The sequence below is a fragment of the Vibrio sp. 11-4(1) genome (assembly GCF_013048625.1).
Lineage (GTDB): Bacteria > Pseudomonadota > Gammaproteobacteria > Enterobacterales > Vibrionaceae > Vibrio > Vibrio diabolicus.
Map to the genome: position 1 here is coordinate 290,891 of NZ_VHSY01000003.1, position 12,192 is coordinate 303,082.

Consider the following 12,192-nt stretch of genomic DNA (forward strand, 5'->3'; position numbering starts at 1 on the left):
TTAGATCCTTTAGAAGTAACCTTGACGTTTTTTAAGCTCCATCGATCCTGACTGATCGTGGTCGATCGCTCGACCTTGGCGCTCACTCGACGTTGCCACCAGCATCTCTTCGATAATGCCGGTCAAAGTATTCGCTTCAGACTCGATAGCCCCAGTTAATGGATAACAACCAAGAGTACGGAAACGCACACTCTTCTCTTCGATCACTTCACCCGGTTGAAGCTCCATACGATCATCATCAACCATGATTAGCATGCCGTCGCGTTCAACAACTGGACGTTTGTCAGCGAGATAAAGCGGTACGATCTCGATGTTTTCTAAATAGATGTATTGCCAAATATCAAGCTCCGTCCAGTTCGAAAGTGGGAATACACGAATGCTCTCCCCTTTATTGACCTGACCGTTGTACGTCTTCCACAGCTCTGGACGTTGATTTTTAGGGTCCCAGGTATGGTTCTTGTCACGGAACGAATACACTCGCTCTTTTGCGCGTGATTTTTCTTCATCACGACGAGCGCCACCAAAAGCAGCATCGAAGCCATATTTGTTTAGCGCCTGCTTAAGACCTTGCGTTTTCATGATGTCCGTATGCTTTGACGAGCCATGAACAAACGGACTGCAGCCCATTGCTAGACCTTCTGGGTTCTTATGTACCAAAAGCTCAAAGCCGTATTTGGCAGCGGTGCGATCGCGAAACTCAATCATCTCGCGGAATTTCCAGTCCGTATCGACATGCAAAAGTGGGAATGGAATTTTGCCCGGATAAAACGCTTTACGCGCTAGGTGCAGCATCACTGATGAGTCTTTACCAATCGAATACATCATGACTGGGTTATCAAACTCAGCCGCAACTTCGCGGATAATATGGATACTCTCCGCTTCGAGTTGTTTAAGGTGAGTTAAACGTTGTTGGTCCATGTTTTGTATTTCCTTTTTAAGCTTGAAGGCGCATTACGTCTCTAATCTTTGGTCTGAAATTATATGGAGTTGGCAATAGCACTTTTGTTGAATTCAGTACTAGACAAAAACCAGTCTAACTTTTGAGACAGTCGCACTACCTCTCCGACAACAATCAAAGATGGCGATTGTGCTTCCTTCGATAAATCAGAGAGTTGGGAGAGATCTCCCGTAAATACTTTTTGTTGAATCTGCGTACCACGCTCAATAATGGCAATCGGAGTCGACGCAGAACGACCATGCTTAATGAGTTGATTCTGAATATAGTGTGATTTCATCAGCCCCATGTAGATCACTAAAGTCTGATTCCCACGCGCCAACGTGGACCAATCCATCTCATCGCTTTCTTCTTTCAAGTGGCCGGTCACAAAGATGGCCGATTGCGCGTAATCGCGATGAGTCAGTGGAATCCCAGCATAGGCCGTTGCGCCAGCTGCCGCGGTAATGCCAGGGACGACCTGAAAACGGACGCCTGCATCAGCAAGCACTTCCAGCTCTTCACCGCCACGACCGAATACAAATGGATCACCACCTTTAATGCGCACTACTTTGTAGCCCTGTTTGGCAAAGTCCACCAATAGCTGGTTCGTCTTCTCCTGCGGCACACTGTGATGCCCAGCTCGTTTCCCAACGCACACTAAAATCGTATCGCTAGGGATCAAGGCCATGATTTCTTCAGACACCAAGTAGTCGTACAAAACCACATCGGCTTGCTGCAAACAGTTCAGTGCTTTCACTGTCAAAAGTTCAGGATCACCCGGCCCCGCCCCCACTAAGGCGACTTCACCAGGCTGTAGCGATTGCTTTGCAAAACGAGTAACACCAGCTACTGAGTTGTCAAAAACTAACCGGGGCTTTGGTTTAGGAAAAGAAGTGACTGAATCGTTCGTTGCCATGTGCTTGCTCATCGTCCATTGATATCGTTATGCAAGCATTATGGCGGGGCGTTTATATTACCTGAAATTCTAAAATTTCATTTTTTATTCAAAAATCTGCTAAGAAGTTTTTGTTTGGTCTCATTCAAAAGCGTGAAAAAGTCGGCGGTTAATATGAATAAGGTTCAGTAAACTGATTTCTGTTCACAGTTTTCTGTATCTTTATCATTAAGTTGCACCAGCGTTTGATACATTACGCGGTACGATTCCCCCTTCCCATTGAATTGGAGCACCAAATGAAAGTGGCAGTTCACCCTATTTCCCTCGCAGTGTTAAGTGGCATGCTAACGCTTGCGGGCCCTGCGATGGCCGATACCATCAAGCTTCGTATTATCGAAACCACCGACATTCACACCAACGTGATGGATTACGATTACTATAAAGACCAACCATCACAGCAAATCGGTCTTAGTCGCGCTGCGACCATAGTGAAGCAGGCAAAGTCCGAGGCAGAAAACACTGTATTAGTTGATAACGGCGACTTAATTCAGGGCAGCCCAATGGGTGATTACATGGCGGCGAAAGGGATTAACGCTGGTGATGTCCACCCAGTCTACAAGGCGATGAACCAACTAGACTACGATGTGGGCAACATTGGCAATCATGAGTTCAACTATGGCTTAGGTTTTCTACAAAAGACGTTGGCGGGCGCTAACTTCCCTTACATAAACGCAAACGTATTTGATAAAAAAACCGGTGAGCATTACTTCAAGCCTTACCTGATCAAAACTCACACCTTTAAAGACACAAACGGCGAAGCGCATCAGATAAAAGTGGGTTACATCGGCTTTGTACCACCACAAATTATGGTGTGGGATAAGAAGAACTTAGAAGGCAAAGTCTTTGCTAAAGACATTAAGGAAACAGCAGAGAAACTGATTCCTCAAATGAAGAAAGAAGGCGCAGACGTGATTGTGGCGATTCCACACTCGGGCATTTCTACTGACCCATACAAGCTTGGCGCAGAAAACTCTGTCTATTACTTAACGCAAGTTGATGGGATTGATGCCATTGCTTTTGGACACTCTCACGCAGTCTTCCCAGGGAAAGACTTTGCAAACCTACCTGGTGTTGATACCGAGAAAGGGACCATCAATGGTGTGACGTCAGTGATGCCTGGTCGCTGGGGAAGTCATGTAGGTGTGATGGATTTGATGCTGAAAGAGGAAGACGGCAGATGGCAAGTTGTTGAAGGCCAAGCAGAAGCACGCCCTATCTTCGATAAAGTAAATAAGAAGTCATTGGCTAAAGCCGATGAAGATATTGTGAAAGCGTTAGAAGAGGATCACAAAGGCACTCGTGAATTTGTAAACCAACCAATCGGCAAAGCAAATGATGTCATGTACAGCTTCTTGGCATTAGTGCAGGACGACCCAACCATTCAGATCGTTAACCTGGCTCAGAAAGATTACGTGGAACGCTTTATTCAAGGCGACCCAGATCTCGCTGACATTCCAGTATTGAGTGCGGCAGCACCATTTAAAGTCGGGGGGCGTAAGAACGATCCGAATAACTTTACAGAAGTCGAATCCGGTCAGCTCACCTTCCGTAATGCTGCCGATCTTTATTTATATCCCAACACCTTGGTCGCGATGAAAGTGAAAGGTAAAGAGGTTCGCGAATGGCTAGAGTGCAGCGCGGGTCAATTCAACCACATCGACATCAACAATCCTGAACCGCAATCTTTGGTTGATTGGGATAATTTCCGTACGTACAACTTCGATGTCATTGATGGGGTGAACTACCAGATCGATATCACCCAACCGCCCAAATACGATGCGAGTTGCAAAGTGATCAATCCAGATTCTCAGCGTATTGTGAATCTGACATTCAATGGTAAGCCTGTTGATTCGAAGCAGGACTTCATCATCGCAACCAATAACTACCGTGCTTATAGCAATACCTTCCCTGGTACGGGCCCAGACTTTATTGCGTTTGACGCACCAGATGAAAACCGCTCTGTCGTCGCCGCTTATATTTCTCGCGTGAGTGAAGAAAAAGGTGAAGTGACACCAAGCGCTGACAACAACTGGTCTTTCGCACCGATTAAATCCGATAAAAAGCTAGATATTCGCTTCGAAACGTCTCCTAGCGATAAAGCGGCGCAATTCATTAAAGATAAAGGTCAATACCCAATGAAACGTGTCGCGACTGACGACATCGGTTTCGCGATTTACCAAATCGATCTGAATAAGTAAGGCTGATTTGACAACAACGCTAAGCGGCTCTCATGAGCCGCTTTTTTGTTATCAATAAAACCCGTTAGAATAAAGAAAACCGTTTCTGAGTTATCACATGCACAGCGATCTTTTTTCAGACTTAGTCAATCATGGCTTCTTAGACACAGAAGCAAACCAACTTATCGAAAATGGTGAGTTACTCGAACTGCCTACGCGCCACATTCTTAGCCACCAAGGAGAGTTTAGCTCGCACCTTTACTTCATTATTGAAGGGTTATGCCATGCAAGCTATCTCACTGAGCAGGGCAAAGAGTTCAATAAAGAGTTTTATTGGGAGAAAGACTGGGTTATCGGCTTTGAGAGCATAATTAAGAACCAACCTTCGCCTTACTTATTGGAAACGCTGAGCGCTTGTCAGCTATTTTGCTTACCAATTGAAACGCTGCATCAATGGCGAGCAGAAAAACACGCCATTTACTTAAAGCTACTCGAAAACCAACTGGTTAATAAAGAGAACAAAGAACGCTTTATGCTGCTCTACTCCCCAGAGGAACGATATCAACTATTTTGCGCCCATTACCCAGACTTAAAGCTACGTATTACCGATAGCCAAATAGCTGCTTATCTTGGGATCACGCCTATCAGTTTGAGCCGAATTAAAGCGCGCTTAACTAAAGATCACACATCCAAATAAACTCGAAAAAGAAAAGGCTCTTCAAACGAAGAGCCTTTCTATGCTATTTAAGAAGCCGCGCCCGGAACTGACGCCCTTTCATCTTGCCATTACTAATGGTTTGTAGGGCCTTTTTGGCAGCTGACTTCTCGACCGCAACGTAGGCGCGCATCGGGAACAGGTGAATCTTGCCAACTTGAGAGCTTGGGATACCATTTTTCCCCGTCAGACACCCTAAGATATCACCCGGTCGTACTTTCTGTTTCTTACCGCCATCAATGTTAATCGTCACCATCTTCGCTTGGTATGGCTGCTGATTTGATTTGGCAGGCAATGTTGCTGGTACCACGTCCATATCCAGGTATTCTTCAATACGAGCTACACGCAAACCGTCTTTCTCTCCAAAGAAGCTGAACGCCAAACCTTTACTACCCGCACGGCCTGTACGACCGATACGGTGTACATGAACCTCAGGATCGCGCGATAGCTCAAAGTTAAAGACTGCATCAAGGTTATCTACGTCCAAACCACGCGCCGCGACGTCTGTTGCGACAAGGATAGAAACACTCTTGTTAGCAAACTGCACCAATGCTTGATCGCGTTCACGCTGTTCTAAGTCCCCATGGATATCGATAACGCTGAACCCTTTGCGATGCAACTCATCTGCGACACTTTGCACTTCTTTTTTGGTATTACAAAAAACCACAGCGGACTCTGGTTGGTGAGTCAGTAGCAAGTTCGCCAACGCTTCATCACGCGCTTCCGAACCTTCAACTTTGTAGAAATGCTGAGCAATGCTTGAGGTATCATGAGTCGATTCCACCTTAATGACTTCAGGCGTCTGCATAATACGCTGCGCAATTTGCTCAATTTTCTCCGGGAAAGTAGCACTGAAAAGTAGAGTTTGACGCTGCTTTGGCGCTGCATCAATAATCGCATCTAATGCGTCTTGGAAACCCATGTCCAACATGCGATCAGCTTCATCTAGCACCAAGGTATTCAGCTCGCTAAGGTTAATTCGGCCTTTCTCAAGGTGATCCAAAATACGGCCAGGTGTGCCGACTAGGATGTGCGCGCCATGCTCCAGAGAACCAATTTGTGGCCCCATTGGCATCCCACCGCAGAGAGTAAGCACTTTAATATTATGAATGCTACGACCTAAAGTACGAATTTCCTTCGCGACTTGATCCGCAAGCTCACGAGTTGGACACAATACTAATGACTGGACACGAAAGCGTTTGACGTTAAGGTTCGATAAAACACCCAAACCAAATGCAGCGGTTTTACCTGAGCCCGTTTTACCCTGCCCGATGACATCACGATGTTTTAGGATTGCAGGCAAACTCAAAGCTTGAATTGGCGTCATGTGGGTGTAGTTCAGGGAATCAAGTGTGGCGAGTAACGCTGGGTTTAGCCCGACTTGATCAAAAGTTTGTTTGCTCACGGGAATATCCTCAGGTGAGATGAAAAGAGGGCACATTATCACCAGATTTGGTGGGAAAACCAGTGATAATTAACCTTTGTTAATGAGTATGAGTACAAAACAAAGTAAAGTCAGTCACTCTACTCTCATGACGGATGACAACATGCTCACTTGGATTACTTTGCCCTTTGCTCAACTGACAACCACACAATTGTATACAATGATGAAATTACGTGTGGATGTATTCGTCGTTGAACAAACCTGCCCTTATCCTGAACTGGATGGCAAAGACACACTGGAAGGTGTTTATCATCTAATAGGTTACCACGGTGATGAACTTGTTGCTTGCGCACGATTGCTACCCGCTGGCACGACGTATGACAATGTGAGCATTGGTCGAGTCGTCACCAAACAAACTGCGCGTGGTGATGGTCTGGGACATAAGTTGCTGGAAGAGGCATTAACACAGTGTGAAATATTGTGGCCAGGACAGACGATTGATATAGGAGCTCAAGAGCATCTCATCCAGTTTTATGCTAGTCATGGATTCAAAGTTATTTCTGATAGCTACCTAGAGGATGGTATTCCTCATGTGGATATGCGAAAAGAAGCCGTAGCGATATAACGCGTTCATTGCTAGGTTAACTAATTTATAGATAAACTAAAAAGACGCGATACCTTCGCGTCTTTAGTTCATTTGAAGCATCTACTTGTTGCGCCCAAAGGTCCCATCCGATAAGCGGAAAAACATGACGGACCGGCCGCTTTTTTCTAGTTGCAGCATATCCAACTCGCCTTCATCGCTAAGCTTAAAGCGAATCAATTGTCCTTGTTTAATTTGGCTCAGCGGCTTATCACTGCCTTCGATTTTTACTAGAGCGCTAAGATCCGCCATCGAGAGCTTATTACTTCTGAAAACCTGCGCTAACGTGTCGCCATTTTTAACCGTGTACTCTTTCCAGTCTTCGGATTTCGGCCCAGAATTCTGAGAGGTTCTTTGCTGGCTTAAACTCTGTGCGTTCAGCTGAATCGCTACGCGCTGATGATCGACCTCAGCTTGCTCAACTGATTGCTCTGTTTTATTCGGCAAAGGAATAACAAGGAGTACCAGAATCAATGGTACTAAAACCATCAAAGCTCGTTGATGGAATTTCGGTAGGCGCAGCCAAAACTGCTTAACAGGCTGTATACGCTCCAACCACTGCTCTTTGTTGAACGGCTGCTTCCAGTCGATAGCAGCGAATTTTTGTTTAACCAATTCGACATAGTCGACTTGCTGCTTTTTCTTTCTGCGACGATTCATTTTAATGAGTCCCTTAATACTTCTACTGCCAGTATAAAAATACCGACGCGGAGAGTATATGTTTTTCACTAAACTAAAATGGAATTTGGATTAAATTAGCAGAAATTTCACTTGGAGTAAGAGATAAGTCACACCCTGGCCGCCTCAATTAAGCATTCAGTCGCAATCATTTAAACCTAAGCTCGAAACTGATATCCTGTTGCCTTTATCACTCCTAACAAGAGCGACATTCATGTCTGAAATTAAATTTGAAACTGCAGAACAAAAAGCAAGCTACGGCATTGGTCTGCAAATGGGTCAGCAACTTGCAGGTTCTGGTCTTGAAGGTCTTAGCGTTGATGCTATCGCAGCGGGTATTGCAACAGCACTAACTGGTGACATGCCATCAATCGAAATTGATGAAATCAACAAAGCACTACAAGAACTTCACACTCGTGCAGAAACCGCTCGCCAAGAAGCAGCGAAAATTGCAGCAGCAGAAGGCGAAGCGTTCCTAAAAGACAACGCACTACGCCCTGAAGTTAACGTTCTAGACTCTGGCCTTCAGTACGAAATCATTTCTGAAGGTACTGGTGCAGTTCCAACAGCAGAAAGCTCAGTTCGCGTTCACTACCACGGTGAGCTAACTGACGGTACTGTATTCGATAGCTCTGTATCTCGCGGTCAACCAGCTGAATTCCCTGTTACAGGCGTAATCAAAGGCTGGGTAGAAGCACTACAACTAATGCCTGTTGGTTCTAAGTGGAAACTATACGTACCACAAGACCTTGCGTACGGTGAGCGTGGCGCTGGTGCAGCTATCCCTCCATTCGCAGCACTAGTTTTCGAAGTAGAACTACTAGATATTCTTTAATTGAAACCATTTTCAATTATGATTTAATAAAACGGCGCATTAGCGCCGTTTTTTTGTCTAAACTGAATAGACTTTCTCACCTCTAAACATTTCATTCTGATAGCCTTTAAAACAATAAAATCACGTTAAAAACGCTCAACCTTCGGAGGTACTATGCGTAAAACACTCCTGACTCTGGCACTCTTATCAATGAACATTGGTAGTGCACACGCATTCTTAGATTCCGTCACGCAAAAAAGTAAAGAAAGTGGCCTAATGGATATGGTAGGTAGTAGCCTGAACACTGAATCATCTCCATTAACAGACATGCTAACTAGCCAATTACCTGTATCTACAGAACAAGCGGCTGGAGGTAGTGGCGCACTACTCGCTTTGGCTCAAAGCCAGCTTTCACAAGAAAATAGCAGTGAATTACAGTCTTTGATTCCTGGGCTTTCAAACTTGCAAGGAGCACAAAGCTTACTGGGGAATATTGAGAATATCAGTGCAGTAAAAAGTGCATTCGATACGTTGGGTTTGGATCCCTCTATGATCAGTCAGTTTGCTCCAGTAATCTTGGATTACTTGAACAAGCAAGGCGCTAGCGAGGGACTTCTAAGTTCGTTGGGCGGGTTGTGGAATACTAGTAAATAAGCGCAAGTGATAATCACTTTTTAAATTGCCAGTCTGCATGGAGTAAAATAAATGCAGGCTGGATATAAAGATTTACTGAATCGCAGATACAAAAAAGCCGAGCTAACGCTCGGCTTTCTCGTTCTTACGAACTGATTACTCAGCAGCTTCTTCAGCAGCTGGGCGATCTACAAGCTCAATGTAAGCCATTGGAGCTTTATCACCAGCACGGAAGCCAGCTTTTAGGATACGAGTGTAACCGCCCTGACGAGCAGCAAAACGTGGACCTAGTTCGTTAAATAGTTTTGCAACTACTTCGTTGTCACGAGTACGTGCAAATGCTAGACGACGGTTAGCAACACTGTCAGTCTTAGCTAGTGTAATCAAAGGCTCAACTACGCGACGTAGCTCTTTTGCTTTTGGCAAAGTAGTCTTGATAACTTCATGACGTACTAGAGAGCTAGCCATGTTGCTGAACATCGCTTTGCGATGTGAGCTGTTGCGGTTGAGTTGACGACCACTCTTACGATGGCGCATGACCTAATCCTTCTAACTAGTATCGATTAATCTTCAGCGATTGATGCAGGTGGCCAGTTTTCTAGGCGCATGCCCAGAGACAGACCACGTGACGCAAGTACGTCTTTAATCTCAGTAAGAGATTTTTTACCAAGGTTAGGCGTTTTAAGTAGCTCAACCTCAGTACGTTGTACTAGATCACCGATGTAGTGAATCGCTTCTGCTTTCAGACAGTTAGCAGAGCGAACTGTTAGTTCAAGATCGTCTACAGGACGCAGTAGGATCGGATCGAATTCTGGCTTCTCTTCTTTCTCCTCAGGAACTCGTACATCACGAAGATCTACGAATGCATCCAATTGTTCAGCTAGGATTGTAGCTGCACGACGGATTGCTTCCTCAGGTTCTAGAGTACCGTTTGTTTCCATATCGATAACAAGCTTGTCTAGATCAGTGCGCTGTTCTACACGAGCTGCTTCTACAGCGTAGGCAATTTTGTCTACTGGGCTGTAAGTAGCATCTACTAGTAGGCGACCGATTGGACGCTCGTCTTCTTCGTTATGGATACGCGCAGAAGCTGGAACATAACCACGACCACGTTCTACTTTAATACGCATTGCGATTTCAGCGTTGTCATCCGTTAGGTGACAAATAACGTGTTCAGGGTTAGCGATCTCTACATCACCATCATGGGTGATGTCACCTGCAACCACAGGGCCCGAGCCTGATTTGTTCAAAGTAATGAACACTTCATCTTTGCCTTCAGCAACACGCACTGCCAAACCTTTAAGGTTTAGAAGGATTTCAAGAATATCTTCTTGTACACCTTCTTTAGTGCTGTACTCGTGAAGTACGCCTTCGATTTCTACTTCTGTCACTGCACAACCAGGCATAGAAGATAGAAGAATGCGGCGAAGTGCATTACCCAGAGTATGACCAAAGCCACGCTCTAATGGCTCAAGAGTTACTTTTGCGTGAGTCGAGCTGATTTGTTCGATGTCAACTAGACGTGGCTTAAGAAATTCTGTTACAGAACCCTGCATTGTGTCCTCTCTTTAGTTTAAACCTTACTTAGAGTAAAGCTCGACGATCAATTGTTCGTTGATGTCAGCTGATAGATCAGAACGCTCAGGCATACGCTTGAATGTACCTTCCATCTTGCCACCATCTACTTCAATCCAAGTTGGTTTTTCACGTTGTTCAGCAACTTCTAGAGCCGCTTTAATACGAGCTTGCTGTTTAGCTTTCTCGCGAATAGAAACAACGTCATTAGCCGCTACTTTGAAAGAAGGAACGTTTACAACTTTACCGTTTACTAGGATAGCTTTGTGGCTAACTAGCTGACGTGCTTCTGCGCGAGTTGCACCAAAGCCCATGCGGTAAACTACGTTATCAAGACGACCTTCAAGAAGCTGAAGTAGGTTTTCACCAGTGTTGCCTTTTAGGCGAGCAGCTTCTTTGTAGTAGTTACGGAATTGTTTTTCTAGAACGCCGTACATACGACGTACTTTTTGCTTCTCACGAAGCTGAACGCCATACTCAGATAGACGACCGCGACGAGCGCCGTGTACACCTGGTGCGTTATCAATTTTACACTTGGTATCGATCGCGCGAACACCAGACTTAAGGAATAAGTCAGTGCCTTCACGACGGCTAAGCTTCAGCTTAGGACCCAAATATCTTGCCATGATTCTTCTCCAATTGTCCTAGAAACGTTATACGCGACGTTTCTTAGGTGGACGACAACCGTTATGAGGGATTGGTGTAGCATCAACGATGTTTGTGATGCGGAAACCAGCGGCGTTTAGTGCACGAACAGTAGATTCGCGACCTGGACCAGGACCCTTAACCATAACTTCCAAGTTCTTTAGGCCGTATTCTTTAGCCATTTCAGCACAACGCTCAGCAGCAACCTGTGCAGCGAACGGAGTAGACTTACGAGAACCACGGAAACCAGAACCACCTGCAGTAGCCCATGCAAGAGCGTTACCTTGACGGTCAGTAATGGTTACGATTGTGTTATTGAAAGAAGCATGGATGTGCGCAACGCCATCTGCAACTTGCTTGCGTACGCGCTTACGAGCGCGAGTTGGTTGTTTAGCCATTGTACTCTACCTTCCCGATTATTTCTTGATCGGCTTACGCGGACCCTTACGGGTGCGAGCGTTGGTTTTAGTACGCTGTCCACGTAGTGGTAGACTGCGACGATGACGAAGACCACGGTAACAGCCAAGGTCCATAAGACGCTTGATGTTCATAGATACTTCACGACGTAGATCACCTTCTACAGTGTACTTAGCTACACCATCACGCAGTTGATCGATCTGCTCTTCAGTTAGTTCACTGATCTTAACATTTTCAGCAATACCCACTTCAGCTAGGATAGCTTGAGAGCGAGTTTTACCGATGCCGTAGATCGCTGTTAGAGCGATTACTGCATGTTTCTGATCAGGAATGTTAATGCCTGCTATACGGGCCATTATTCACTCCTAAGTGTTTCTATAAAAGAATTAGCCGCAGCAAAGCCCGTTATGGATACGCTGCGGAATACTACTTCTTTTGCACGCAAAAGGTAGGCCGAGGAATATACTCGACCCAACCTTCATTTTCAAGTAAAAATTTCTGCTAATTAGCCTTGGCGCTGTTTGTGCTTTGGCTCACTGCAAATCACGCGAACGACACCGTTACGCTTGATTACTTTACAGTTACGGCAGATTTTTTTAACGGAAGCACGAACTTTCAT

General features: G+C 45.3%; 15 protein-coding genes. 5 read left to right on the top strand and 10 right to left on the bottom strand.

Annotated features, from left to right (window positions below; translation table 11 throughout):
- Positions 1-9: 9 nt before the first annotated feature.
- Positions 10-918: a sulfate adenylyltransferase subunit CysD gene (gene cysD / locus FKN16_RS07645; RefSeq protein WP_005379592.1), complete on the bottom strand. Its 909-nt coding sequence runs from the start codon at positions 916-918 to the stop codon at positions 10-12.
- Positions 919-977: 59 nt separating this feature from the next.
- On the bottom strand, positions 978-1,853 hold the full coding sequence (cobA, locus tag FKN16_RS07650; protein ID WP_170902414.1) for a uroporphyrinogen-III C-methyltransferase: 876 nt from the start codon (positions 1,851-1,853) through the stop codon (positions 978-980).
- A 275-nt stretch (positions 1,854-2,128) separates the two neighbouring features.
- Here cobA and cpdB point away from each other — a divergent pair, with 275 nt between their 5' ends.
- Together cpdB and FKN16_RS07660 are read left to right on the top strand one after the other, a co-directional pair.
- The gene (gene cpdB, locus FKN16_RS07655) at positions 2,129-4,090 is read left to right on the top strand and encodes a 2',3'-cyclic-nucleotide 2'-phosphodiesterase (protein ID WP_170902415.1); all 1,962 of its coding nucleotides are present in this window, start codon (positions 2,129-2,131) and stop codon (positions 4,088-4,090) included.
- Positions 4,091-4,187: 97 nt separating this feature from the next.
- Complete coding sequence (locus FKN16_RS07660) at positions 4,188-4,766, top strand: Crp/Fnr family transcriptional regulator (RefSeq protein WP_170902416.1); 579 nt, start codon at positions 4,188-4,190, stop codon at positions 4,764-4,766.
- Positions 4,767-4,809: 43 nt separating this feature from the next.
- Here FKN16_RS07660 and dbpA read toward each other — a convergent pair whose 3' ends face one another.
- Positions 4,810-6,189, bottom strand: a complete 1,380-nt coding sequence (gene dbpA, locus FKN16_RS07665; protein ID WP_170902417.1) for an ATP-dependent RNA helicase DbpA — start codon at positions 6,187-6,189, stop codon at positions 4,810-4,812.
- A gap of 142 nt (positions 6,190-6,331) precedes the next feature.
- On the opposite strand from dbpA, the gene FKN16_RS07670 reads away from it, so the two are divergent.
- Positions 6,332-6,793, top strand: a complete 462-nt coding sequence (locus FKN16_RS07670; protein WP_048626712.1) for a GNAT family N-acetyltransferase — start codon at positions 6,332-6,334, stop codon at positions 6,791-6,793.
- 81 nt (positions 6,794-6,874) lie between these two features.
- Here FKN16_RS07670 and FKN16_RS07675 read toward each other — a convergent pair whose 3' ends face one another.
- Positions 6,875-7,471, bottom strand: a complete 597-nt coding sequence (locus FKN16_RS07675; RefSeq protein WP_047009022.1) for a LysM-like peptidoglycan-binding domain-containing protein — start codon at positions 7,469-7,471, stop codon at positions 6,875-6,877.
- 232 nt (positions 7,472-7,703) lie between these two features.
- On the opposite strand from FKN16_RS07675, the gene FKN16_RS07680 reads away from it, so the two are divergent.
- Both FKN16_RS07680 and FKN16_RS07685 read left to right on the top strand, forming a co-directional pair.
- Positions 7,704-8,324 (top strand): FKBP-type peptidyl-prolyl cis-trans isomerase, encoded by a 621-nt coding sequence (locus FKN16_RS07680; protein ID WP_005392370.1) that lies wholly within the window; start codon positions 7,704-7,706, stop codon positions 8,322-8,324.
- Positions 8,325-8,477: 153 nt separating this feature from the next.
- Positions 8,478-8,957, top strand: a complete 480-nt coding sequence (locus FKN16_RS07685) for a DUF2780 domain-containing protein (RefSeq protein WP_012841172.1) — start codon at positions 8,478-8,480, stop codon at positions 8,955-8,957.
- Between the two features lie 135 nt (positions 8,958-9,092).
- On the opposite strand, the gene rplQ is transcribed toward FKN16_RS07685, so the two are convergent.
- From rplQ to rpmJ, 6 genes are all read right to left on the bottom strand, one after another.
- Positions 9,093-9,473, bottom strand: coding sequence for a 50S ribosomal protein L17 (gene rplQ, locus FKN16_RS07690; protein WP_005383141.1), 381 nt, complete (start codon positions 9,471-9,473; stop codon positions 9,093-9,095).
- 26 nt (positions 9,474-9,499) lie between these two features.
- Positions 9,500-10,492 carry a DNA-directed RNA polymerase subunit alpha gene (gene rpoA, locus FKN16_RS07695; RefSeq protein ID WP_005383143.1) on the bottom strand — a complete coding sequence of 331 codons (993 nt, stop codon included), beginning with the start codon at positions 10,490-10,492 and terminating at the stop codon, positions 9,500-9,502.
- Between the two features lie 24 nt (positions 10,493-10,516).
- A complete protein-coding gene (rpsD, locus tag FKN16_RS07700; protein WP_005383146.1) occupies positions 10,517-11,137 on the bottom strand; it encodes a 30S ribosomal protein S4 in 621 nt (206 codons plus the stop codon).
- A gap of 27 nt (positions 11,138-11,164) precedes the next feature.
- On the bottom strand, positions 11,165-11,554 hold the full coding sequence (gene rpsK / locus FKN16_RS07705) for a 30S ribosomal protein S11 (RefSeq protein ID WP_001118870.1): 390 nt from the start codon (positions 11,552-11,554) through the stop codon (positions 11,165-11,167).
- 18 nt (positions 11,555-11,572) lie between these two features.
- A complete protein-coding gene (gene rpsM, locus FKN16_RS07710; protein WP_005383154.1) occupies positions 11,573-11,929 on the bottom strand; it encodes a 30S ribosomal protein S13 in 357 nt (118 codons plus the stop codon).
- A 149-nt stretch (positions 11,930-12,078) separates the two neighbouring features.
- Positions 12,079-12,192 carry a 50S ribosomal protein L36 gene (gene rpmJ, locus FKN16_RS07715; RefSeq protein ID WP_000868186.1) on the bottom strand — a complete coding sequence of 38 codons (114 nt, stop codon included), beginning with the start codon at positions 12,190-12,192 and terminating at the stop codon, positions 12,079-12,081.

Coding starts and splice junctions, on each gene's coding strand:
- FKN16_RS07675 (WP_047009022.1), bottom strand. CDS start 7,471: ATGAATCGTCGCAGAAAGAAAAAGCAGCAAGTCGACTATGTCGAATTG.
- rpoA (WP_005383143.1), bottom strand. CDS start 10,492: ATGCAGGGTTCTGTAACAGAATTTCTTAAGCCACGTCTAGTTGACATC.
- FKN16_RS07670 (WP_048626712.1), top strand. CDS start 6,332: ATGCTCACTTGGATTACTTTGCCCTTTGCTCAACTGACAACCACACAA.
- FKN16_RS07685 (WP_012841172.1), top strand. CDS start 8,478: ATGCGTAAAACACTCCTGACTCTGGCACTCTTATCAATGAACATTGGT.
- FKN16_RS07680 (WP_005392370.1), top strand. CDS start 7,704: ATGTCTGAAATTAAATTTGAAACTGCAGAACAAAAAGCAAGCTACGGC.
- rpsD (WP_005383146.1), bottom strand. CDS start 11,137: ATGGCAAGATATTTGGGTCCTAAGCTGAAGCTTAGCCGTCGTGAAGGC.
- cysD (WP_005379592.1), bottom strand. CDS start 918: ATGGACCAACAACGTTTAACTCACCTTAAACAACTCGAAGCGGAGAGT.
- cpdB (WP_170902415.1), top strand. CDS start 2,129: ATGAAAGTGGCAGTTCACCCTATTTCCCTCGCAGTGTTAAGTGGCATG.
- rpmJ (WP_000868186.1), bottom strand. CDS start 12,192: ATGAAAGTTCGTGCTTCCGTTAAAAAAATCTGCCGTAACTGTAAAGTA.
- rpsM (WP_005383154.1), bottom strand. CDS start 11,929: ATGGCCCGTATAGCAGGCATTAACATTCCTGATCAGAAACATGCAGTA.
- rplQ (WP_005383141.1), bottom strand. CDS start 9,473: ATGCGCCATCGTAAGAGTGGTCGTCAACTCAACCGCAACAGCTCACAT.
- rpsK (WP_001118870.1), bottom strand. CDS start 11,554: ATGGCTAAACAACCAACTCGCGCTCGTAAGCGCGTACGCAAGCAAGTT.
- FKN16_RS07660 (WP_170902416.1), top strand. CDS start 4,188: ATGCACAGCGATCTTTTTTCAGACTTAGTCAATCATGGCTTCTTAGAC.
- cobA (WP_170902414.1), bottom strand. CDS start 1,853: ATGGCAACGAACGATTCAGTCACTTCTTTTCCTAAACCAAAGCCCCGG.